This window comes from Streptomyces sp. NPDC001604 (assembly GCF_042893475.1).
In the GTDB taxonomy this organism is placed as follows: Bacteria; Actinomycetota; Actinomycetes; order Streptomycetales; family Streptomycetaceae; genus Streptomyces.
This window is the reverse complement of record NZ_JBIAUY010000002.1, coordinates 734,227-755,770: the sequence shown is the minus strand read 5'-3', so window position 1 is coordinate 755,770 and position 21,544 is coordinate 734,227. Positions and strand designations below refer to the sequence as shown.

The following is a 21,544-nucleotide window of genomic DNA, read 5'->3' as shown; positions in this document are numbered from 1 at the left end:
CCGCCGACTCATCCACCGCCGTCACCACACGCCCCCCTCACGAGCCCGCTGAACCGCTTCGCCGAGCCGCTGCCGCAACGCCTCGGAATCCGACATCCTCACCGGCCCCGGACCAGACGGAGGCCCAACCCGCTGCCCCGCCCTCACCAACGCCCACAGCAGCGTCACCACGACCGCCGTCACACAAACGACGACCACCGCCGCCAGGTCGTACCCGTTCACTGCAGGCCCCTCTCCACCGCACGAGCCACGCCCTGCGCCACCAACTTGCGGGCCCGCCGCGGCGACGCGCCAGCCGGGATCGACACCACCACGGGCCCACCATGACCCGGCGGTTCGAGACTGCGCGCCACCTCCTCGAACACCGCCAACGCAGCGTCCGCGTCGACCCTCGCGGACGCCACCGCCGCCTTCACCCGAGCCAACCCAGCGACGAACACCGGCTCCTTCGCCCAACGGCTGACCGTGCCCGCCGACACCTCCAACTCGGCAGCCACAGACCGAAAGCTGCAGCCCTGAGCCAGCAACACCAGCGCGTCCATACGCTTCCGCGGGTCCGTCCTGGTCATCCCTCGATTCCTCCCTGGTAAAGCGGGCCACTCGGCCCGTCCAACTCATCGATGTACGGGCGCCCGCGCGGACACGCCCGCGTCCCCCGCATCGGCGGCAGCCGCCCCGCCTTCCGCCCCCACCGCCCCGGCAACGTCCAGTCCATGAACCACCAGTAGCGTCGCCACGCAGTCGTAGGGCTCATGCCGAGCTGAGCAGCGGCCTGGCGAAAGGTGAAGTGCCGGCCGAGCACCAGCTCGAACACCGCCAGCCCCTCAGTGGCCTTGACGCTGGCGTCCAACCGGAGGTGCGGATACGGGCCGCCACGCCGAGCCGTCCAACCCAACGGAGAAGATGAAACAGCCGGGACCGAAATCCGGGTGTCAACAGGCTGCGACACGTCCTCATCAGGCACGTTCGCTCCCTGCTCCCGGCCATGCCCTGCGGGCGGTTGGTTCGGGAGATACCTCGAGTTGGGCGATCCGCTCGAGGTGCGTCGCCATGTGGCGGGCGTTGTCGACGTCGGCCTGAGTCGGGGCGACGTAGAGCACAAGGGGGACGTCAAGCTCGGCGATCGGGTGGCCGGCGCGGAGATGGGCGAGGGCGTTTGCGAGGTAGCCGACGGGGCCGAACGCCTCGTCTTCGGTGATGTCGTTGGTCGCCATGGCGTCCCCGTTCAGGGGCGGAAGGTGTCGGGGACGTGCCCGACGAGTGCGCGGACGACGTCCGGGGCCGACGAAAGCGCTCCTGTCAGGACGGGGCAGCTGTCGTCGTGGTGGACGACGGCGCGGACCGTGCTGTCGACGGTGCGGAGTTCGGTGGTGCTGTTGCAGTGGCCGCAGGCGTAGGCGGCGGCGACGGCGAGGGGGTCGATGTCACCGATGAGCCAGTCGGTTCGTGTGGGTTCCATGGGGGACTCCGTTCGTGGTGGGGGGACAGGGGGGACGCTGTTTGTCCCCCCTTGCCTCGCGCGGTACGCGAGTCGAATAGTTTTTGATCTTGATCTTCTATTTAGGCCGGTCAGAGGCTTAGTTGCGCTTGCAATAGTTTCGATTCGGAACTTCTTCTGTCTCTGTGAGGGGGAGGGAGGGGGGACAAACGCTGTCCCCCCGTCCCCATGTCCCCCCCTCGTGTCCCCCCTGTCTGTCCCCCCTCATGACGGCGGGACAGGACCGGGAACGAACTTGCCGTCCGCCTCGACGACCCACTCACGCAGCACCGCGTAGGCGAACGCATCGGGCAGGTACTTCTTGTCTCGGCCGGCCGTGCGCGCACGTACTTCCTTGCGGGTCTGTGGCCCGTTCTCCCGCGTCATCAAGGCGAGCCGTGTCGCGAGCCGCTCGACAGCCCGCTCCGCCCGCGCTACCTCGGCAGCCTGCTTCGCGCCTTCAACCCGCACCTCCTCCTCGATGCGGGCGAGAGTGCGCTTCTCCTGCTCGGCGCGCCGCTTCGCCTCGGTGTAGTCGATGACCGCATCCCGGGTGGCGCACGAGGCATCCCACAGCAGTTGAGCCAACCGCCAGTCCTCGACGGTCACGTGCCGCCGACCGGCCAGGATGGCCAGCAGCGCAGCGAGCTTCACCTTCATCACGGGGGCCTGCGAGTCGAACGGGTTCTGCAGGACCGGGCTCACGTGGCCGCGTGCCTTGGCCAGGTCGGCGACGCGCAGCTCGGTCCGGATGGTCTCGTCGAACGTGACCAGGACGAAGCCGCTCGCCTCGTCACCGGGCGCCACGATGGCGGCGTTCTGCCACACGCGCAGCTCGCCGGGCCACGGGGGTTGGACGTCAGGGATCGCAGGGTCGATGACCTGCACCCACACGAACCGTTGAGGTGTGCCCTCAGCGACTTCCTCGAACAACGGGGCCACGGTCTCCGGCTGGAACCCGACCAGCAGGCCCATGCTGTACGAGCCGCTCGGGATGTAACGGCTGGTGTCCTTGCTGGCGTTGGTCTGCCCGAGGGTCTGGCCGACGGCCGCGCTGCGGAGCGTCTCGCCGAGTGTGGACCCGGACCGCTCCCGCATCAGCCGGGTGATCGTGGCGCCCTCGTCGACGTAGAAGAACGCGTTGTGCCGTACCTGCTTCCGGACGCTCACGGTGACGGGCGTCTCGGTCGCGCCTCTCCTTCTGACCTCGCCGGTCTCCTCCTCGACGACGCCCATGAACACCTCGGCCAGGCCTTCGCCAGAGCCGATGGGCAGGCCGTCGCGGAAGTCCAGCCCTGCGGGTGCGGGCATGAGCCGTTCGGCGACCTCGACGCCGGACGACTTGCCGATGCCGGACGGCCCGATGATCCCGCCGAACAGGTTCAGCGAGGCGTACCCGGCGATGCCGGTGTCTGCGCGGATGCGGTGCGAGACCAGGGCTGACAGGCGGGTGAGCACCGCGAGTAGGGCGACGTCGCCGGAACGGGTACGGGAGTGGCCGGCCTGCCGGATGTGACGCAGTTCGGGCCGTGCAACCCAGAACGTTTCCGGGATGAGCCCGCGGACCTCTGGCAAGTCATCGGGGCCCTCTGGGGGTTCGTCTTGTGGCCCGTCCCATGGGTCGTCGGCGAGGAGGGCCCGGAGGCTCTCGGCCTCGTCACGGGCGCGTGAGCTGTCCTTCAGGCACCGGCGCCGCACTTCGGACAGGACAGCCGGCGCCAGGCGTGCGGCCGGGCCTCGGGTGGGCCTGCCTGCTGCTGCGCGCAGGATGTCGCGTGCGGCCTCGATGGTGCTTCCGGCGTAGTTGAGGTGCGCGTACAACGTGCCGATCGTGAGCTTCTGGCCCGGGGGCTGCGCCCCCACGGGGAGGTCTGAGCGTTCGGACCAGTTCACGGCCACGTGGTCGTCGCAGAGCAGGCTGTAGGCGCTGCTCGGTCCGTCGCCTCCGGCGGTGGGCCGTAGCCACTTCTCGCGGCCGCCGGTCTGCCCGACGTACGTCCAGCCCTCGGGTTCGAGCAGGTCACGGAAGGTGAGCATGTCGGCGAGGACGTCGAGGGGGCCGTCTCCGCTGTGCAGCCCGGTTGGCCGTTCCTTCCGTGGGGGCGGTACCGCCACGCCCTTGCGCTCGGCCTTGCGCTGCTGCTTCTCGCGGGACGCCTGAGCCAGCGCCTCTCGAGCGTCGGGCACCAGCGCTGAGACCGCCTCGGCGAGGTCGGCGAGGTCGAACACCTCACCTGTGCCCGGGGCGTGGGAAGTCGGCCGCTGCAGTCCTTCCTTCCGGTTGACCGTCCCCGGGATCTTCATCAGCCGGTCGAGGTTGCCGACCTCGCTGTCCCACGACCATCCGAGCCGATACGCCTGCGCGGCGAGAACGGCCTGCAGACCGGTCGTCAGTTCCTTGGCCCGGGACCGTTCTTCGTCGCTGGTGATGACGAGGTTCTCGGCGAGCAGCCACACGGGGTTGCAGCCGCCCCCGGAGTACGACCAGCCGGACGGCGCGGGCAGGCCAGACTCCGCAACCACCTTGGCCACAGCGTCCGCGTCCGGCGGTGCGGGCAGATCGTCGGGCCCGGGCTTGTGGCCGATCGTCCCGAAGTCTCCGTCTGCCCACAGATGCGTGAGCGCGTGCACCAAGTCCTCGCCGCCGCGGCCCTCGCGCGGGTTCTCGCGGAGCGTCGTGGTCTGGGCATAGATGCCCTTCGCTCGCCGCCGGTCCAACTTCACGGCGTACTCCACGGCGGCCGCGATACTGGCCTCGTCGGTGGAGAAGCGGCGGCCGGCCCAACCGTCGGCATCCGAGCACACGCTGAGGAGCCCGGGGCACCCGCCGTACAGGTGCGTCAGCCAGTCCCGCATGACCTGGGGGTCTGCGGTGAGCGGCTGCTGCTCGTCGTTCACTCGTCGCGCTCCGGGGGGTGTGCCTCCGCTCCCGCGCGGTGGCGGGAGCAGTGGAAGTCGGGGGTGTTCAGCACGCGGTGGCGCCTCTGCGGCGCGCCGCGCGTTCGATGGCCCACCGCAGAACGACGACGGCGCCGTCCGCGTTGTAGGCCGTGCCACGTTCGATGCGCGGCCGCTCGCCGTACGCCTCGGTGCTGACGATGTGGATCGCGGCGCACTTGGCGAGGTTCTCGGCGATCAGGTCCGCGTCGTAGTAGGTGAGGCAGGATCCTCGGCCGAGATCGACCTCGACGACCGCGCCGGTTCCGTAGATGTTCATGAGACCGGAGCGGCTGTCGATGGACCTGGGCTGAATGCAGCCGTACCGGTCGACCTTGAGCCGGAGACGGCACCGCACGTCGACTGCGGGCCCCCGCCCGGCCGCCGAAGCGACCAGGCGGGGACGGCCGTTGCCGGTGCGCGTGGTCACCTGCGGCCCTCGGTGATGGCGCGGATCCGCCGGCCCTCGGCCTCGCGGTCGAGGCGCTCAATCTCCGGGTCGCCGTTGAAGTCGCCGGCCGCGGTCTCCTCGGCCAGGTCGACCACGGCTGCGAAGCGCTCGACGAAGGTACGCATCGCTTCCAGCGCCTCGCGGGCCTTGGCCGGGGTGAGGGTTCCGGTAGTGCGGCCGTAGTGCAACCACACGTTGGTGTGCCGACCGTAGGCCTGCGGCCGGTACTCAGACACGACCATCTGCGCGGCGAGGAACGGCAGTTCCTCGTTCTCGCGGGGTGTGCACTGGTCGTCGATGTCCCGGAGTTCGGTCTCGACGGGGGCGGTGATTCCGGCGCCGAGCCCGTCATCCAGGACAGGTGTGGACTGTGCGGGGGTGAGGAGCGACTCGCTGTGCTCGCGGGCGCCGTCGGTGTCGCACAGGGCAGCGCGCTCGCGGCCCTGCTCGGAGCAGATGGCGGTGGCGGTCGGGCTGGTCGTAAGCTTCTGCATGGTGATGGATCCCCGATCTGTTCCGCGTAGCCCTGGGTCGCTGCCGAGCGATGAGCCCGGGGCTTCGCTGTAGGTGGGTCTGTTGCTGAGGTCCCTCTCTCGTCGGCACCCCAAATGCCGGCGCGAGAGGGGCCGTTTCATGCCCCTCGGAGGGGCCGGATCACGGCCGATTCCCCAACCCTGCAACCGCATTCAGACTGCGATTCCATGGGTCCTGAAGTGGGGTTATGTGGCCCTGATGCACATTGCTGCTCGGTCTCGTCACGCGAGGAATCCGGGGCGTAGAGGAGGGTGATCAGGTCCCGAGTCGGGATCTTGATCTTCCGGCCGAGCGTGAGCACTCGGGTAGCGGTCCACTCGTTGCGACGGATCTGCGCGTACACGGTGTCCTTGTTGACGCCGAAGATCGACGCAACTGTGGGCACGTCCGTGGTCGGGCCGAGCGCCTCCACTGCCTCGCGCGTCCAGCTGGCCGTCATGCTGCGCCCCGCATGGTGCGGATGGCTGACACGTAACGGTCGAGCAGGACGCCCGTCGGAGTGCGGGTGCCGCCCTCCCAGTGACTGACGGCCTGCCGGGTGACTCCGATGGCCTCGGCGAGCTCCCCCTGCGAGAGACCCGCCGCCTTACGAATGGCTCGTCGCTCCGCAGGGTCCGGGAGGTCCTGGCGCAGGCGCAGACGAGCACGAACGCGAAGCGCTGTGGCTGTCATGTGGCCAGCATGGCAGGCCTGGCCACGGCAGGTCAACCATGTCAGCAGACATGGTGTGCCACGTCTGCCGGGCTGGTGTGTTGACCTACTGTTGCGCTTGCTGCGATGCTCGCCAGGTGACGACACCCATGCCCCCCACCACCGATGGACCCGACGAGGTCCAGATCAGCGCCTTCGCCGACCCCGATGTGGCCGGCAAGCAGACCGAAGGTGCGGTCGTGGCCACGTTCGAGTGCCGCCCCACCTCCGGCGAGTGGCTCGCCAAGGGCGACATTGCGCGCGGCTCGCAGGGACTGGTCATCTCCCGCGTCGAGTTGCAGGCCCACGACCCCGCAGGCAACGGGATCACCGGCAGCCTTCTGCGCCGTATCCAAGTCGGCGACATCCTGCACCTCGCGCGGGCTGTCACCGCCCGGGCCGCGCAGTCGGCAGAGACGCCGGCACCGGAGTACCCGCCTCGGGAGGCGAGGAGCAGCGGCCGCGGGGCGCTCAGTGACGAACTCCTTCGGAGCGTCGCCGTCGCCTACCTCGCTGAGACTGCGCCTAACCGTCCGTCCGGGGCCGTGAAGCGCATGGCGCAAGAGTTCAGCCGGCCGGAAGAGACGGTGCGGTCCTGGATCGCGCGCGCTCGCAAGGCGGGATGGCTCGGCCCGAGCGTGAAGGGCCGAGCTGGCGCGGAACCTGGCCCACTGCTGCGGGACATGACCCCGGAGGAGTTCGGCCGCATCTTCCCGGAGGGCTACGCCACACCTCCGGCCAACATGGCCGAGCTCGCCGCCGGCTTCGAATCCATGTCGCCGGAGCGACAGCAAGCAGCGTCGCGTGCATGGTTCACGCCCGACCGCATCGCGGAGAACAACCGCGCGGCACTCGACTACGACCGAGACAAGGAAGACCAGCCCGCGGAGGACGCGGGCGAGACTGACGAGGGGGACAAGGAGTGAAGCCGTACAAGGCCTGCTCGTGCCGAGATCCGGAGACGAAACGGCTGCTGGGCAAGAAGTGCCCGAGCCTCAGCAAGAAGGGACACGGTGGCTGGTACGCCCGGTACGAGGCGCCGAAGTCCGCGGACGGGAAGCGGCGCCAGCCGCGCATCGGTCCGTACGACACGGAGAAGGAGTGCAAGGCCGAGCTGGCAAACGCGCTCGGCACGGCCGCCAGCCCGAAGGCGCACGACGAGCGGAAGACCACGCTCGGCGAGTACCTCGAGCGCCGGTACACCTGGCGGAAGTCCGAGGCCGAGACCGGCGAGGGCCTGAAGCAGAGCACCCTCGACGCCGAGCGCGAGGCGATCGACCTGTACGGGAAGCCAGGGCTCGGACACATCAAGGTCGTCGATCTCACCGACGAGCACTTCCGCGAGCTGTACGCGGCCATGCGGAAGCTCAACCGGCCGGAGGAACAAGGCGACCGCTCCGAGATCCTGCGCCGGCTGAAGGACGTCCGGGCAACACGGCACGGCAGGCGGCTGCATACCCGCCCGATCTCCGAGAGCCGCATCCGGCGTGTACACGCCGTCTTGCACGGCGCGCTGACAGACGCGGTGAAGCTGTCGAAGATCCGGCCGGACAACCCGGCTGACGGGGTCTGGCGGTCGAAGGGTGGCAAGCGGAAGCAGGGCCGTGCGAAGCCTCTGCTGTGGACGGCCGAGCGCGTCGCGGCGTGGGAGAAGACCGGGGCCGTCCCTGCGAAGGTCATGGTGTGGACCTCCGAACAGTGCGGAGCGTTCCTCGACTTCTCCGAGGCCGAGGGTGAGCGCCTGTATCCGGCGTTCCATCTGGATGCGTACTACGGGCCGCGCCGCGGCGAGCTGGTCGGCGCCGAGGAGAAAGACCTCAGCCTGACCCGCAAGCGCCTGCACGTCCTGCAGTCCCAGTCGGACGACGACTTGGACGAAACGAAGACCGAGGCCGGCTACCGGCAGATTCCCCTCGACGATGAGACCGTGCGCGTCCTCAAGGCCTGGCACAAGCGGAAGCTGGAGGAACGGCTGCAGTGGGGGGAGGCGTACCAGGACGCCGGCCGAGTGTTCTGCTACGAGGACGGCACCGCGCTGAAGGCGGAGTATCTGTCGAGCCGCTTCCGGATCCTGCTGGAGCGGTACACGAACATCCGCGGGAAGGGCAAGGAGGGTTGGTCGGTCGAGCGAATCGCCCGGAAGTACCGGACGACGGAGGCGGCCGTCGAGGTAGCGCTGAGGCTGGCGCTCCCGCCCATCCGCTTCCATGATCTCCGGCATGGTGCGGCCACGATGTTGATCGCCGCCGGGGTCGATGACAAGTTCGTCTCGGAGGTGCTCGGCCACGCGTCGGTGTCCTTCACAAAGGACGTGTACGCGGTCGTCGCAGAGGAGTTGGCGGAGGACGCCACGCGCAAGATTGCGGCCTTCATTCCGCGCCAGAATCGCCTTTCAGCGGTTGGTGCCAACACCGTGCCATCTGGGGGCTGAAAAGCCCCCTGAACGCCACTCAGGGAGCCCAGCCTGTTTAGGCCGAACTCCCTGGTCAGATGGCGGAGGCGGAGGGATTTGAACCCTCGATGGGCTTTAAGGCCCAAACCGCATTAGCAGTGCGGCGCCATAGACCGGACTAGGCGACGCCTCCAGCACAGCCGCCCGCGCGAGCGCGAGTGGTGCGTGCAGATGATGACACAGTCGAGCGTGCTGTCACCAATCGACTCCCACGGTACTAGGCAGGCAGGCCGCAGAGCAAAGCCCTTCCGGCCCGTGCCGAGGTGTCCGCGCCGAGGTGTCCGTGCCGAGGTGTCCGTGCCGACCGGGACGGTGGCGCGTTAGTCAGGGCATGTTCGCTCGGATTCTCGTCGTCGCCGCCACCGCCGCCGCCTCCGTCGTGCCCGCCGTCGCCCACGCCGACGTCGGCCGCCCCGCCCTCGCACCGCCACCCGTGCAGGACGAGGACCGGGCCGGCGACCACCTCACCGTCACCGTGCGGCACGCGGGCGACGGTACGGACGGGACGTTCGACCTCTACTGCCATCCAGGCGGCGGCAACCATCCCGATGTCAGCGGCGCATGCGAAGCACTCGATCGTGTCGCCCGGTGGGGCAGGGACACCTTCGCGCCCGTGCCCGAGGACAGCGTCTGCACCATGCAGTACGGCGGGCCCGCCACCGCGCATGTCACCGGGAGGTGGGCCGGGCGGCCCGTCGACGCGTCGTACGACCGCAGCGACGGATGTCAGATCGGGCGCTGGGACCGGCTCGTGCCGTTGCTGCCCGATCTGCGGCCCCAGGGGCAACCGTAGGGACTCGACGCGCACAGGGTTGTCCCGGGGGAAACCCGGAACGCCGTAAGGGTCTGGCGAAGGTCTCGCGAAGCCTGCGCAGGCCAGAGGATGCGGGCACACGTTCTACTTCAACTCGTCGTGCGACCTCCCTCTCATCCGGCGTCGCGAGCGCAACCACTGCCCTTAGACTCCCTCGCGTGACACGTCGCGGGCCGGTTGGCAAGATGGCCCGAGCGGTCGGCAAGGTGCGGTAACAGGGAGGAAGCGTCTCGTGAGCAGCAGGCCATCCCGAGGCGCTGCTCGCCTCGCAGCCATACTCGACGCGCTTCCCGATGCGTTGGTGCTGGTCAACGCCAATGGGACCGTCGTCAACGCGAACACGATCGCGCTTGAGGCCTTTGAAGCGCCGGGTACGGCTCTCGTGGGGCGGGGGCTGCTCGATCTGCTGCCGCAGTTCGACTCCAAGCTGATCCCGGGGTCCATGCGGCGGCCCGATCACATGGACCCGGCCGGGCGGACCAAGCCCACCCGGATGATCGCGCGGCGGACCGACGGGGTGGAGTTCCCCGTCGAGGTCACCAGCGCCAACCTCGAGAACGGGCAGCAGGCCTACGACGGTTACGGCTACAGCAGCGACGAGCTGCTGATGCTCGTCGTGCGCGACCTGACCGGGACCGTGGACACCGAGGCCGAGCTGGCACGTTCGCAGCGGCAGACCGAGATGATCCTGCGGGCCGCGTCCGAGGGTGTGGTGGGGACCGACACGGCCGGGCGGATCGTGCTCGTCAATCCGGCCGCCGCTCAGATACTGGGTTATCGGGCCAGTGATCTCGGCGGCAAGGAGCTGCACTCCCTCGTGCTGCACTCGCGGGCCGACGGTTCCCCCTTCCCGTACGAGGAGTCTGCGCTCGCCGACACCCTGCGCTCCGGGCGCAAGCACCGGGTGCGGGGGCAGGTGCTGTTCTCCAAGGGCGGGGACAAGGTCTCCGTCGATCTGACCACCGCTCCGGTGCGCGACGGGGACCAGCTCGTCGGTGCCGTGATGACCTTCGCCGACCGGCGGCCGTACGACGCGCTCGCCGAGGAGAAGGCCGCTCTCGAGAAGCGGCACGCCGAGGAGCTGGAGCGGATCGAGGAGGAGCACGCCTCCGAGCTCACCGCACTGCGCCAGAAGCACGTCACCGAGATCGAGGAGCTGCAGGAGCAGCACGACGAGGAGCTCGCTGCGGGCGAGGAGCGGTATGCCGCGCTCGGTGAGCGGGAGAAGGACCGGTACGAGGCCCTCGCCGCACGGCACGAGCAGCTGCTGACCCTGCTGAGGCGGTCGCTGCGCGGACCGCTGGACGAGCTGCGGCGCGAGCTGGCCGCCCTCGCCGCCGACGACGCCGGGCAGCTGTGGCCGGAGGCCAACCAGGTGCTCCACCACCTGTCGGCCGGTTACTCGCGGATCACCACCCTCATCGACAACGTCCTCGGCTACCAGCTGCTCGACGCCGGGAGCGAGCAGATCACTCGTACGAAGGTCATGCTCGACGCGGTGGTCGCCGCCGGTGTCGACGGGGCCGTCGAGCTGATCGGGCCCGGCCGGGTGCAGTTCGCCGTGCACGCGCCGCCCATCGAGGCCGAGGTCGACCCGCAGCGCCTGGCGAGTGCGCTCGCCCATCTGGTCGCGGATGTCGCCGGGGTCGACGCGACCGGCAACGCGCCCGTGTCGGCGGGCGGTTACATGGACAACACGGTCGTCGTGGCCGCCGCGCAGCGCGGCGAGGTCGTACGGATCGAGGTGCGCGGGCCGTATGCCGGGGGAGACCCGGTGCACGAGCCGATCGTGCGCGGGATCGTGCGGGCTCATGGCGGTGTGCTGCAGACGCACGACGTGCCCGGGATGAGCGGCAGCGCGTATGTGCTGGAGGTGCCCATCGGCGGCGGGGCCGGGGCCGTTGCGGCCGACGGCCCGGTCGAGGTCTCGGGCGCCGGGTCCGACGAGGGTGTCGCTTCCGACCAGACCTCCGGTGGCGGGCGGCGGCGTGGCCGGCGGTCCTCCGTCGACGCGTTCCTGGAGAGCGAGGGGCCGGCGGAGGCCGGTGACCCGACCGACGCCGGTGACGCGGAGGGCGGTGTGCCCACCGGGCGGCGTCGCAGGCGTGCGGTCGAGGAGTCGGCGGCCGCCGCGGCCTCGGCAGCACTGGAGCTTTCCGGCGGTACCGGGCGGCGGCGTGGGCGGCCGGCCGACGCCGGTGACGGTGTCGCCGAGGGTGCCGTCGTCATGGCCGGCGAGCACGGCGCCGGGACCGCGGCCGTCGGTACGGGGCTGGGCGGGACGGTTCCGCCGCAGGGCGTGCCCGCGCCCGGCGGCCGGCGTGCGCGACGGGACGGCGGCGCGCAGCCCGCCCTGCCCGCGGCGCTGCCCGCGGGCCCCGCGTCGCCCGAGCAGCCGGTCCCGGCCGAGCAGGCCGCAGCCGCACTGAATGCCGAGAACGGCGAGCCGACCGGACGCCGCCGCCGCGCCCTGGCCGCCGCGAACGACCGCGCCGCCGCGCAGGAGGCGGCCCCGCGTTCGGTGTTCGCCCTGCCGCCGGCGGAGGCGGACCGGGTTCCCGCCGCGAGTGAGCAGGGGCAGGCGCCGGTGCCTGGGCAGGCAGCCGTACCTGCGCAGGGGCAGGCGCCGGTTCCGGTTCCTGTTCAGCCGCAGGTTCCTGTTCAGCCGCAGGTCCCCGGACAGCCTCAGGTTCCCGCACAGCATCAGGTCCCCGGACAGCCGCAGATCCCCGGGCAGGGCGGCCAGGATGCTTCCGGTGACGCTCTGGTCGACGACGGTCGTCACGATGCCGTTCCGCACGACCAGTCCGGCGACCACACTCCGCCGCAGCCGCACCCCACGAGCGCGCCGACGGGCCGCCGTCGCCGTGCCGTGGCGCAGCCCGGGGCGCAGGAGGCCGGCGGACAGACCCCGGGGCAGGGGGTGCCGGTGCAGCAGGCCGCGCCCGTTCCCGCTCAGGCGGCCGCCGCGCAGAACGGCACCGGCCAGACCGCACCGGCCGCCGCCGCTCAGCCGCATCCCGCGGCGCCCGTGGAGGCGGCCCCCGGTCAGTCCACTCCGGCCCCCGGCACTCCGCTGCCCCCGGAGGCGCCCGCGGCACCGGCACGCCCGGCCCAGCCGCTCCCCGCCGAAGCGGCCGCCGCGCCGGCCGCTCCCGTGGACCCGAACTCCACGCAGGGCCAGGCCATCAGCGTGCGGACGCTGGGCCAGGGGGTGCCGTTCACGCGGCAGGCGGCGCAGGTGCAGCAGCCGTCGGCCACGCCCGCGCCGCACAACCCGAGCGGTTCCGGCCGGCGTCGCAAGCTGGGCAACCGGACCGAGCCCGCCGCCGCGGCCCCGGATCAGGCGGCCCGTCCGCACCCGGCGGCCGAGCAGACGCCCGTACCGGCGCAGCCCCAGCCGTCCCTGGCCGGGCAGTCGCGGCTGGCGCAGATGACCGAGGGCACCGGGCGGTCGTACGCCATAGGGGCGCCGGACGAGAACGCGGCCGAGGGGCCGGAGCCGTTGGACGGTCCCGGTGGGGCCGTGGAGATCGCGGACACCCCGCGTCCGGTGCCGATGGACGACGAGCTGCCGCCGGAGCCGCTGGACAACCCGCGCCGGCTGCTGGTGTGGCCCGCGCCGGACGTGACGACCCAGCAGGCGCTGAGCGACCGCGGCTACCGGCCGGTGATCGTGCAGTCGCGCGAGGAGGTCGACGCGCAGATCGCGGCCTTCCCGGCGGCACTGTTCGTGGACCCGCTGACCGGGCCGATCACGCGGACCGCGCTGCAGTCGCTGCGGCAGGCGGCGGTGGCGTCCGAGGTGCCGATCATGGTGACCGCGGGGCTCGGGCAGGCGACGCGCGAGGCGGCGTACGGCGCCGACCCCGCCGTACTCCTGAAGGCGCTCGCGCCGCGGGACAGCGAGCAGCATCCGCCGCGGGTGCTGCTGATCGAGGAGCATGCGGAGATCGCGCTGGCGCTGACCGCGACGCTGGAGCGGCGCGGGATGCAGGTGGCGCGGGCCGCGAGCGATGCGGACGCGGTGATGTTGGCCGGGCAGCTGCGGCCCAACCTGGTGGTGATGGACCTGATGCAGGTGCACCGGCGCCAGGCCGGGATCATCGACTGGCTGCGGGCGAACGGGCAGCTCAACCGCACCCCGCTCGTCGTCTACACCGCCGCCGTCGACCAGGCAGACCTGCCGCGGCTGGCCTCCGGCGAGACCGTCCTGTTCCTCGCCGAGCGGTCCACCAGCAGCGAGGTGCAGAGCCGGATCGTCGATCTGCTGTCGCGGATCGGGACCAACTAGGCCTCGGTCAGGACTGCTTCGCTACTTCGCTGCTTCGCTACTTCGCTACTTCGCTACTTCGCGACGAGCCTGCGTGCCGCCTCCTTGATCGAGGTGCGCAGGCGGTCGCGGTCGGTGTCGTCGGTGCCCGCGAGGATGCGGCGCATCTGCGGAACGACGACGGCCCAGTTGGCCAGCGCGGTCAGCAGCAGGAGCAGGTCGCGGGGCGGGATGGCGTCGGTGATGACGCCGCGGGCCTGGCCGTCCTCCAGGGTCGCCACCTTGCGGCGGTAGTGCTCCTGCCGCTCGGCCTCGTCGGGCAGGTCGGTGGTGCCGTACTCCAGGCCCTCCCAGAAGAGCAGGCGCAGCACCTCGGGGTGGGTCTCGTGGTAGTCCATCAGGCGGTCGATCCAGCCCTCGATGTCGTCCGGGTCGACGGGGACGGCCGCGGCCAGGTCGAGCATGACCTTGCCCAGGACCTGGGTGAACAGCTCCGCCTTGTTGCCGAAGTAGGCGTAGATCAACTGCTTGTTGGCCTTGGCCGCGGCGGCGATGCGGTCGATGCGGGCGCCGGCGATGCCGCGGGCGGCGAACTCGGCCACCGCCGCCTCGAAGATCCGGGCCCTGGTGGCCTCGGGGTCTCTGACTGCCATGGGGGCAGGGTACCGCTCCGAGGCCGGTAACCAACTATTTGGTTGACAGGGAATCGTCGGAAGGTGCACGGTGTTCTTCCTTCCAACCAACCAGTTAGTTGTTGGAGCTGGCTCGAAGAACCAGAAGAACCAGAAGAAGAACCAGAAGAACTCGAAGGCACTCGAAGGAGTCCGTCCGCCATGCAGTCCACCACCGCAGCGCAACCGGTCCGGACCGCCGCTCCGGCGCCGGCGGGCACATCACGCCTGTTCCTGCCCCTCATCGCCCTGTGCACCGCCGTCACGGCCGCCAACATCTATCTCGCGGCGCCCCTGCTCCCCCTCATCGCCCACGACTTCGGCTCGACCCCCTCGGCGGTCGCCTGGATCGCCTCGGTCGCGCAGTTCGGCTACGCGGCCGGCCTGCTCTTCTTCGCCCCGCTCGGCGACAGCGTGAACCGGCGCCGCCTGGTCGCCGTCCTGTCCCTGGTCACCGCCGCGGCCCTGGTCACCGGCGCCACGGCCGCCGGGACGACCACGCTCGCGGCCGCCGTACTGGTCGCCTCCGCGGCCACGGTGGTCCCCCAGCTCCTGGTCCCGCTGGTCGCCGCACGTGCCCCCGCCGACCGCCGCGCCCGGCATGTCGCCGCCGTCATCTCCGGCCTGTTCGCCGGGATCGTGGCCGCTCGCGTGCTCGGCGGTCTGGTCGGGCAGGCCTTCGGCTGGCGGACGGCCTTCGTGGGCGCGGCGGCACTGACCGCCGTACTGGGGCTCGCGACCGCGCGTGTCCTCCCCGCGGCGACGCCCCGCCGCCAGGGCTCGCTCTTCTCGGGCCTCGCCGCCATGCCGTCCGTCGTGCGCCACTCGCCGGACCTGTGGCGGGCGTGCGTACGCCAGGCGGGGATGTACGGCGCCTGGAGCGCCCTGTGGACCTCGCTCGCCCTGCTGCTGACCGGCGAGTCCTACGGCCTGTCCACCGCGACCGCCGGTCTGTTCGGCCTCTTCGGGCTCACCGCGAGCGCGGTGGCGCCGCTGGCCGGCGGACTGGTCGACCGCTTCGGCGCCGCCAAGGTCGTACGGTCGGCGTATCTGCTCGCGGCCGTGTCCGTGCCGCTGTTCTGGTGGGGCGGGCAGGCGCTCGCGGCCCTGTTCGTCGCCGCGATCGCCGTCCACGCGGCCCTCGTCGCCTCCCACGTCGCCAATCAGACCCTCGCCCTCACCACCACCTCGGCCCCGGCCACCGCGAACAGCGCCTACGTCGTAGCAGGCTTCGCCGGCGGCGCCACCGCCTCCGCCCTGGCCGGCCTCGCCTTCGGCCACTGGGGCTGGGGCGGGGTGTGCGCGGTGGCGGGGCTGTGGCTGGTGCTGGGCTGGGGGGCTACTGCCGTGCGGCGGTGAGGGTCGTCATAGGGGGCGGGAGCCGTGTACGGCGGTGAGAGTCGCCGTACGGGAGGGACCCGCGACGCGCCGGGCCGTCACACGAGAACCCTGGCCGTCACACGACAGGCCGGGCCCGTGGCGCGACAAGCCACGCCGCCGCGCCACAAGCCCGGCCGTCGCTCAGAGCTTGGTCACGTCCAGTGCCCCCTCCGCGTACTGCCTGCGCAGCACCTTCTTGTCGAACTTGCCCACGCTCGTCTTTGGCACCGCCTCGATGATCGTCCAGCGCTCCGGGAGCTGCCACTTGGCGATGTGGCCCTCGTCGGCGAGGAAGGCGCGCAGGGTCTCGAAGTCGGCCGTGGCGCCCTCCTTCAACACGACCGTGGCCAGCGGGCGTTCGCCCCACTTCTCGTCGGGGACGGCGACCACGGCCGCCTCGGCGACGGCCGGGTGGGACATCAGGGCGTTCTCGAGGTCGACGGAGGAGATCCACTCGCCGCCGGACTTGATGACGTCCTTGGCGCGGTCGGTGAGGGTGAGGAAGCCCTCGGGGGAGATCGTCCCGACGTCCCCCGTCTTCAGCCAGCCGTCCTCGCTGAACTTGTCGGCCGGGCGCAGGGGTTCGGCGTCGGGGCCGTTGTAGTAGGCGCCCGCGATCCAGTTGCCGCGGACCTCCAGTTCGCCGGCGGACTCGCCGTCCCAGGGCAGGCGCTCACCGCCGGGGCCGCTGAGGCGGGCCTCGACACCGGCCGGGAAACGGCCCTGGGTCAGGCGGTACGCGAACTCCTCCTCGGTGCCGACCGCATGGGCCGGCGGACGGGCGATCGTGCCGAGCGGGGAGGTCTCGGTCATGCCCCAGGCGTGACAGACCCGCATGCCCAGCTTGTCGAAGGCCTCCATGAGGGAGGGCGGACAGGCCGAACCGCCGATGGTCACCTGGGTGAGGGAGGAGACGTCGCGCGGCTTGGCGGTCAGCTCGGCGAGCAGGCCCTGCCAGATGGTGGGAACGGCCGCCGCATGGGTCGGGCGCTCGGACTCGATCATCTCGGCGAGCGGCGCCGGCTGCAGGAAGCGGTCCGGCATCAGCAGGTTGACGCCGGTCATGAAGGTGGCGTGCGGCAGGCCCCAGGCGTTGACGTGGAACTGGGGGACCACCACGAGCGAGGTGTCCTGGTCGGTCAGGCCCATCGACTGGGCCATGTTGACCTGCATGGAGTGCAGATAGATCGAACGGTGGCTGTACACCACACCCTTGGGGTCGCCCGTGGTGCCGGAGGTGTAGCACATGGCGGCGGCCTGGCGCTCGTCCAGCTCGGGCCAGTCGTAGGCCGTCGGCCGGCCCGCGATCAGGTCCTCGTACTCGTGCACCCGGGGGCGGGCGCCCTCGAGGAGGGAGTGGTCACCGGGCCCGGTGACGACGATGTGCTCGATCGTGGGCAGCTTCGGCAGCAGCGGGGCGAGCAGCGGCAGCAGCGAGCCGTTGACGATGACGACCTTGTCGGCCGCGTGGTTGACGATCCACACCAGCTGCTCGGCCGGAAGGCGGAGGTTGAGCGTGTGCAGCACCGCGCCCATGGAGGGGATCGCGAAGTAGGCCTCGACATGCTCGGCGTTGTTCCAGGCGAGGGTCGCCACCCGGTCGGCGTCCGCGACCCCGAGCTCCTCGCGCAGAGCGTGCGCGAGCTGGGCCGCGCGGGCTCCGATCTCGGCGAAGGAGCGGCGGTGCGGCTCGCCCTCCCCGGTCCAGGTGGTCACCTGCGATGTCCCGTGGACCGTCGACCCGTGGGTCAGGATCCTCGAGATCAGCAGCGGTACGTCCTGCATCGTGCTCAGCACGGTGTCCTCCCGTGGCGACATTGCCTACGCGGCGGTAAGGGTTGCGCTGATTCTGCGCACATACCGCGCGGTATGTCACTAGGTGCCGATGATCGATCGCGTCACGTCGGCCCCCAATAGCCACCAGGTCACCCCTCGACGGGGCACCAGGTAGCCGCATTACCGCACAAGCCCCAGCTCAGGATCCTCGCGCAGCTTGCCCAGCGCACGCGACACCGCCGACTTCACCGTACCCACCGACACGCCCAGCACCTCGGCCGTCTGGACCTCGCTGAGGTCCTCGTAATACCTGAGGACGACCATCGCCCGCTGCCGGGCGGGCAGCTTCATGATCGCCCGCCACATCGCGTCGTGCAGCGCCTGCTGCTCGGCCGGGTCGTCCCCACCGGGCACCGGCTCCGGCTCGGGCAGCTCCTCGCACACGAACTCGTCGACCCTGCGCTTGCGCCACTGCGAGGTGCGCGTGTTCAGCAGCGCCCGGCGCACATAGCCGTCGAGCGCACGGTGGTCCTGGATCCGCTCCCAGGCGACGTACGTCTTGGTGAGCGCGGTCTGCAGCAGGTCCTCCGCGTCGCTGGGGTTCGCGGTCAGCGACCGGGCGGTACGCAGCAGCACCGGCTGCCGGGCCCTCACGTACGACGCGAACGACGGGTACGGGAGGGTCAGCGCCGCCGGTTCGGCAGCGGTCGACGCGCTGGTGCAGACGGGTGTGGTCATGGCTCCACGCTATGAGCGGGGTGCCTCCGGCTCATCGGCCGCAGGTCCCGAAGCCGAGTCCCCCTCAGGTTGTAGGGGTGGAGGTAACTGCACCTCCTGTAGGTGGACGAGCGGCCCCGGGGTACTGCGGGATGACCCCTGGGGGCCGCCCGCCGACCCGGGCCCCCGGGCCCGGCCGCTCAGCCGTCCGCGGTCAGGACCAGGCCGGATGTGGGCACCCCGGTGCCTGCGGTGACCAGGACCCGTCCCGCCCCCGGTATTCGGTTCACGGCCGTCCCGCGGAGCTGGCGCACCCCTTCCGCCACCCCGTTCATCCCATGGAGGTAGGCCTCCCCGAGCTGCCCCCCGTGTGTGTTGATCGGCAACGACTCCCCGGCGACGAAGTCCGCCGCCTCCCCTTTCCCGCAGAACCCGAACTCCTCCAGCTGCATCAGCACGAACGGCGTGAAGTGGTCGTACAGGATCGCCACGTCCATGTCGGCCGGCGTGAGCCCGGAGGTGCGCCAGAGCTGCCGGGCGACCACACCCATCTCCGGCAGGCCGGTCAGATCGTCCCGGTAGAAGCTCGTCATCTGCTCCTGTGCGCGGCCCGCGCCCTGGGCGGCCGCCGCTATGACGGCCGGTGGATGGGGCAGATCGCGGGCCCGCTCCACCGAGGTGACGACGATCGCCTGGCCCCCGTCGGTCTCCTGGCAGCAGTCCAGGAGTCTCAGCGGCTCGACGATCCAGCGCGAGGCCGCGTGATCGGCGAGGGTGATCGGGCGGCCGTGGAAGTACGCCGCCGGGTTCGTCGCCGCGTACTTGCGGTCGACCACCGCCACCTGCCCGAACGCCTCCGGGGTCAGCCCGTGGGTGTGCAGATACCGTTGTGCGGTCATCGCCACCCAGGACGCCGGGGTCAGCAGCCCGAACGGCAGTGACCAGCCGAGTGCCACGCCCTCCGCGGACGGTTCACGGTGCTGCACCCCGGAGCCGAAGCGGCGGCCCGACCTCTCGTTGAACGCGCGGTAGCAGACCACGACCTCCGCGATGCCCGTCGCCACCGCGAGCGCCGCCTGCTGTACGGTCGCGCAGGCCGCGCCGCCGCCGTAGTGGATACGGGAGAAGAAGGACAGCTCGCCCATCCCGCAGGCCTGGGCCACGGTGATCTCCGGGCTGGTGTCCATCGTGAACGTGACCAGCCCGTCCACGTCCCCCGGGGTCAGCCCGGCGTCGTCCAGCGCGGCCAGCACCGCCTCCACGGCCAGCCGCAGCTCGCTGCGCCCCGAGTCCTTGGAGAACTCCGTGGCGCCGATGCCGGCGATCGCGGCCCGGCCGCCCAGGCCGTCCCGGGTGCGGACGCTCATCCGGCACCCCCGGGGGCCTTTGCGGGGACGGTGACCGTCACCGTGCCCGTGACATGGCTGCCGATGCCGTTCGCCCCCACCACCCGGACCGTGGCCGTCTCGCCGCCCGCCTGCTCGACGACCTTCTCCACCGTGCCCGTCAACACCATCGTGTCCCCGGGGTAGTTGGGCGCCCCCAGCCGTATGGCCACTTTGCGCAGGATCGCCGTCGACCCGAAGTGGTCGGTGATGTAGCGGCCGACCAGGCCGTTCGTCGTCAGGATGTTCATGAAGATGTCCGGGGAGCCCTTCTTGTGGGCCAGCTCGGCGTCGTGGTGCACGTCCTGGTAGTCGCGGGAGGCAATGGCGCCGGCCACGATCAGGGTGCGGGTGACCGGGATCTCCAGCGGTGGCAGCTTCTCACCGGCCCTCATACGGTCTCCTCCTCCCGGGCGCGGAACACCGGCAGCACCAACTCCTCGTCGTACACCTGGAATTCGAGCCGCACCGGCATTCCGATGCGCACCTTGTCGTAGGGCACTCCGACCACGTCGCTGATCATCCGCACGCCCTCGGCGAGTTCGATGAGGGCGACCGCGTAGGGAGGGGAGAAGGCCGGGAAGGGCGGGTGGTGCATGACGACGTACGAGTACACCGTGCCCTCGCCGCTCGCCTCGACCGTGTCCCAGTCCGGGCCGCCGCACTTGTTGCAGCCCGGCAGCCAGGGGAAGCGCAGGGTCGCGCAGTCGGTGCAGCGCTGGATGAGCAGCCGGTGGCGCTCGACTCCCTCCCAGAAGCCGGCGTTGTCACGGTTGACGACGGGGCGCGGGCGCCGGGCGGGCTGCTCGGGCTTCCTGCGGCGTGCGGGGGCGTACTTGAGGATGCGGAAGCGGTGCGTGCCGACGAGAGCGTGGCCCACGCGGACGTCCGTTCGTGTCGTGACGAAGTACCCCGTGCCCAGCTTCGTCGTCTTCTGCTCGGACACCGACTCGATCACCGTGTCGAAGGTGATCTCGTCCCCGGGGCGCAGGGGTCGCAGGTACTCCTGCTCGCAGTCGGTGGCGACGACCGAGGTGCAGCCCGCCTCGTCGAGCAGGGCGAGCAGCTCGTCGTAGTCCCCCGTGCGTCCCTCGTGGCCGGAGAGGCCGCCCATGGTCCATGCCTGGAGCATGGTGGGAGGAGCTATGGCGTCGGGGCCCTCATAGGCCGGATTGGTGTCTCCCATCGCCTCGCACCAGTGCCGGATCATGGGTGCGTTGACGGGATCCCTGCCTCTGCCGGACACGGCGGCGGCCCGCCCCTCGTAGGCCTTCAGCCGTGCTCCCAGCTCGTCCTCGCTCAACGTCGCCCCCTCGCCGTCTCCTGCATCGCCCAACTCACTGACACTTCTGGTACACCGCGGCCGCCGAGCGGGTTCCGTCGTTCCCCGCCAGAGTTTCTGACTGTCCGTCAGATGCAGTGCACTGTCAAGGTCGTCGCCCCGGACGTGAAAACGCCTGCACGGCGGCACCGAAGTACCGCCGCGCAGACGCCCTTGCACCCCTGAGCACACCTGACCTTTCGAGTCAGGCGAGCCGGCTCACCACAGCTCGGTGAAGTTGATGGCCACGTTCCGGTTCCCCTGGTTGACGGCCGTGAACGCGGAGCCCTTGACCTGGGCGGTGTTGCTCTGGTTCGAGGCGCCGGAGCCGACCGCGTTCTGCTGTGTGGTCGAGGAGTTGCCGTTGTTGTCGAGTCCCACACCGCTGCCGACGGCGCTTGCGACACCCGCGTTCGATCCGTTGTCCGCGACGGCGCCGTTGTCCGCCGCCGCGACGCCGGCGAACAGTGCGGCTGCCAGCGGAAGGGCGGAGACGGCGGCGATGACGCGGGCGGTACGGATGCTTGCCATGTTGTTCCTCCAGAACACCAACGTGAAGTACGGCTGTTACCAAGGCAGTTGGCCGACCACCCCGGTGCTGTGCACGACGTCGCAAGATCAGGGTTGCCCACCGGATCCTTGGCGAACCACACCGGAACGCATGAT

The 21,544-nt window shown here is 70.9% G+C and carries 19 protein-coding genes and 1 tRNA gene; 5 read left to right on the top strand and 15 right to left on the bottom strand.

The genetic code is table 11. The features are described from left to right. Positions 1–218 precede the first annotated feature (218 nt). From ACFY1E_RS08730 to ACFY1E_RS08700, 7 genes are all read right to left on the bottom strand, one after another. Entirely contained in the window at positions 219–542 is a 324-nt protein-coding gene (locus ACFY1E_RS08730; protein ID WP_389073022.1) for a helix-turn-helix domain-containing protein, read from the bottom strand. A 414-nt stretch (positions 543–956) separates the two neighbouring features. Further along, the gene (locus tag ACFY1E_RS08725; RefSeq protein WP_389073019.1) at positions 957–1,214 is read right to left on the bottom strand and encodes a hypothetical protein; all 258 of its coding nucleotides are present in this window, start codon (positions 1,212–1,214) and stop codon (positions 957–959) included. Between the two features lie 11 nt (positions 1,215–1,225). After that, complete coding sequence (locus ACFY1E_RS08720; RefSeq protein WP_389073017.1) at positions 1,226–1,459, bottom strand: hypothetical protein; 234 nt, start codon at positions 1,457–1,459, stop codon at positions 1,226–1,228. Between the two features lie 243 nt (positions 1,460–1,702). Then, positions 1,703–4,375, bottom strand: a complete 2,673-nt coding sequence (locus ACFY1E_RS08715; RefSeq protein ID WP_389073015.1) for a hypothetical protein — start codon at positions 4,373–4,375, stop codon at positions 1,703–1,705. A gap of 67 nt (positions 4,376–4,442) precedes the next feature. After that, positions 4,443–4,844, bottom strand: a complete 402-nt coding sequence (locus ACFY1E_RS08710; protein ID WP_389073013.1) for a hypothetical protein — start codon at positions 4,842–4,844, stop codon at positions 4,443–4,445. Continuing rightward, positions 4,841–5,359 (bottom strand): hypothetical protein, encoded by a 519-nt coding sequence (locus ACFY1E_RS08705; protein WP_389073012.1) that lies wholly within the window; start codon positions 5,357–5,359, stop codon positions 4,841–4,843. The genes ACFY1E_RS08710 and ACFY1E_RS08705 overlap by 4 nt, the downstream gene beginning before the upstream one ends. Positions 5,360–5,834: 475 nt before the next feature. Next, on the bottom strand, positions 5,835–6,071 hold the full coding sequence (locus ACFY1E_RS08700) for a helix-turn-helix transcriptional regulator (protein ID WP_389073011.1): 237 nt from the start codon (positions 6,069–6,071) through the stop codon (positions 5,835–5,837). A gap of 128 nt (positions 6,072–6,199) precedes the next feature. Here ACFY1E_RS08700 and ACFY1E_RS08695 point away from each other — a divergent pair, with 128 nt between their 5' ends. Continuing rightward, positions 6,200–7,015: a hypothetical protein gene (locus ACFY1E_RS08695; protein ID WP_389073009.1), complete on the top strand. Its 816-nt coding sequence runs from the start codon at positions 6,200–6,202 to the stop codon at positions 7,013–7,015. Continuing rightward, entirely contained in the window at positions 7,012–8,520 is a 1,509-nt protein-coding gene (locus ACFY1E_RS08690) for a tyrosine-type recombinase/integrase (RefSeq protein ID WP_389073006.1), read from the top strand. The genes ACFY1E_RS08695 and ACFY1E_RS08690 overlap by 4 nt, the downstream gene beginning before the upstream one ends. 60 nt (positions 8,521–8,580) lie before the next feature. Here the strand turns inward: ACFY1E_RS08690 and ACFY1E_RS08685 are convergent. After that, a tRNA-Ser gene (locus ACFY1E_RS08685) sits at positions 8,581–8,674 on the bottom strand. 198 nt (positions 8,675–8,872) lie between these two features. Between ACFY1E_RS08685 and ACFY1E_RS08680 the strand changes: the two genes are divergently transcribed. Both ACFY1E_RS08680 and ACFY1E_RS08675 read left to right on the top strand, forming a co-directional pair. Further along, a complete protein-coding gene (locus ACFY1E_RS08680) occupies positions 8,873–9,334 on the top strand; it encodes an SSI family serine proteinase inhibitor (protein ID WP_389073003.1) in 462 nt (153 codons plus the stop codon). Between the two features lie 253 nt (positions 9,335–9,587). Further along, positions 9,588–13,649: a PAS domain-containing protein gene (locus ACFY1E_RS08675; RefSeq protein ID WP_389073001.1), complete on the top strand. Its 4,062-nt coding sequence runs from the start codon at positions 9,588–9,590 to the stop codon at positions 13,647–13,649. A 53-nt stretch (positions 13,650–13,702) separates the two neighbouring features. Here the strand turns inward: ACFY1E_RS08675 and ACFY1E_RS08670 are convergent, their stop codons facing one another. Then, positions 13,703–14,281: a TetR family transcriptional regulator gene (locus ACFY1E_RS08670; protein WP_389072998.1), complete on the bottom strand. Its 579-nt coding sequence runs from the start codon at positions 14,279–14,281 to the stop codon at positions 13,703–13,705. A 180-nt stretch (positions 14,282–14,461) separates the two neighbouring features. Between ACFY1E_RS08670 and ACFY1E_RS08665 the strand changes: the two genes are divergently transcribed. Continuing rightward, positions 14,462–15,658, top strand: a complete 1,197-nt coding sequence (locus ACFY1E_RS08665) for an MFS transporter (RefSeq protein ID WP_389072996.1) — start codon at positions 14,462–14,464, stop codon at positions 15,656–15,658. A gap of 162 nt (positions 15,659–15,820) precedes the next feature. On the opposite strand, the gene ACFY1E_RS08660 is transcribed toward ACFY1E_RS08665, so the two are convergent. From ACFY1E_RS08660 to ACFY1E_RS08635, 6 genes are all read right to left on the bottom strand, one after another. After that, the gene (locus ACFY1E_RS08660; RefSeq protein WP_389072994.1) at positions 15,821–17,497 is read right to left on the bottom strand and encodes a long-chain fatty acid--CoA ligase; all 1,677 of its coding nucleotides are present in this window, start codon (positions 17,495–17,497) and stop codon (positions 15,821–15,823) included. 138 nt (positions 17,498–17,635) lie between these two features. Further along, the gene (locus ACFY1E_RS08655) at positions 17,636–18,193 is read right to left on the bottom strand and encodes a SigE family RNA polymerase sigma factor (protein WP_389072992.1); all 558 of its coding nucleotides are present in this window, start codon (positions 18,191–18,193) and stop codon (positions 17,636–17,638) included. A 179-nt stretch (positions 18,194–18,372) separates the two neighbouring features. Continuing rightward, positions 18,373–19,539, bottom strand: coding sequence for a lipid-transfer protein (locus tag ACFY1E_RS08650; RefSeq protein ID WP_389072990.1), 1,167 nt, complete (start codon positions 19,537–19,539; stop codon positions 18,373–18,375). After that, a complete protein-coding gene (locus ACFY1E_RS08645; RefSeq protein WP_389072988.1) occupies positions 19,536–19,952 on the bottom strand; it encodes a MaoC family dehydratase in 417 nt (138 codons plus the stop codon). The genes ACFY1E_RS08650 and ACFY1E_RS08645 overlap by 4 nt, the downstream gene beginning before the upstream one ends. Next, positions 19,949–20,893: a bifunctional MaoC family dehydratase N-terminal/OB-fold nucleic acid binding domain-containing protein gene (locus tag ACFY1E_RS08640; protein WP_389072986.1), complete on the bottom strand. Its 945-nt coding sequence runs from the start codon at positions 20,891–20,893 to the stop codon at positions 19,949–19,951. Before ACFY1E_RS08640 ends, ACFY1E_RS08645 begins: the two co-directional genes overlap by 4 nt. 204 nt (positions 20,894–21,097) lie before the next feature. Further along, positions 21,098–21,409, bottom strand: coding sequence for a hypothetical protein (locus ACFY1E_RS08635; RefSeq protein ID WP_389072983.1), 312 nt, complete (start codon positions 21,407–21,409; stop codon positions 21,098–21,100). Positions 21,410–21,544 lie beyond the last annotated feature (135 nt).

What these genes read in the sequence shown, in the direction of transcription:
- ACFY1E_RS08725 (WP_389073019.1), bottom strand. Translation starts at nt 1,214, where the DNA reads ATGGCGACCAACGACATCACCGAAGACGAGGCGTTCGGCCCCGTCGGC.
- ACFY1E_RS08720 (WP_389073017.1), bottom strand. Translation starts at nt 1,459, where the DNA reads ATGGAACCCACACGAACCGACTGGCTCATCGGTGACATCGACCCCCTC.
- ACFY1E_RS08680 (WP_389073003.1), top strand. Translation starts at nt 8,873, where the DNA reads ATGTTCGCTCGGATTCTCGTCGTCGCCGCCACCGCCGCCGCCTCCGTC.
- ACFY1E_RS08645 (WP_389072988.1), bottom strand. Translation starts at nt 19,952, where the DNA reads ATGAGGGCCGGTGAGAAGCTGCCACCGCTGGAGATCCCGGTCACCCGC.
- ACFY1E_RS08670 (WP_389072998.1), bottom strand. Translation starts at nt 14,281, where the DNA reads ATGGCAGTCAGAGACCCCGAGGCCACCAGGGCCCGGATCTTCGAGGCG.
- ACFY1E_RS08635 (WP_389072983.1), bottom strand. Translation starts at nt 21,409, where the DNA reads ATGGCAAGCATCCGTACCGCCCGCGTCATCGCCGCCGTCTCCGCCCTT.
- ACFY1E_RS08700 (WP_389073011.1), bottom strand. Translation starts at nt 6,071, where the DNA reads ATGACAGCCACAGCGCTTCGCGTTCGTGCTCGTCTGCGCCTGCGCCAG.
- ACFY1E_RS08695 (WP_389073009.1), top strand. Translation starts at nt 6,200, where the DNA reads ATGCCCCCCACCACCGATGGACCCGACGAGGTCCAGATCAGCGCCTTC.
- ACFY1E_RS08660 (WP_389072994.1), bottom strand. Translation starts at nt 17,497, where the DNA reads ATGTCGCCACGGGAGGACACCGTGCTGAGCACGATGCAGGACGTACCG.
- ACFY1E_RS08730 (WP_389073022.1), bottom strand. Translation starts at nt 542, where the DNA reads ATGGACGCGCTGGTGTTGCTGGCTCAGGGCTGCAGCTTTCGGTCTGTG.
- ACFY1E_RS08665 (WP_389072996.1), top strand. Translation starts at nt 14,462, where the DNA reads ATGCAGTCCACCACCGCAGCGCAACCGGTCCGGACCGCCGCTCCGGCG.
- ACFY1E_RS08655 (WP_389072992.1), bottom strand. Translation starts at nt 18,193, where the DNA reads ATGACCACACCCGTCTGCACCAGCGCGTCGACCGCTGCCGAACCGGCG.
- ACFY1E_RS08705 (WP_389073012.1), bottom strand. Translation starts at nt 5,359, where the DNA reads ATGCAGAAGCTTACGACCAGCCCGACCGCCACCGCCATCTGCTCCGAG.
- ACFY1E_RS08650 (WP_389072990.1), bottom strand. Translation starts at nt 19,539, where the DNA reads ATGAGCGTCCGCACCCGGGACGGCCTGGGCGGCCGGGCCGCGATCGCC.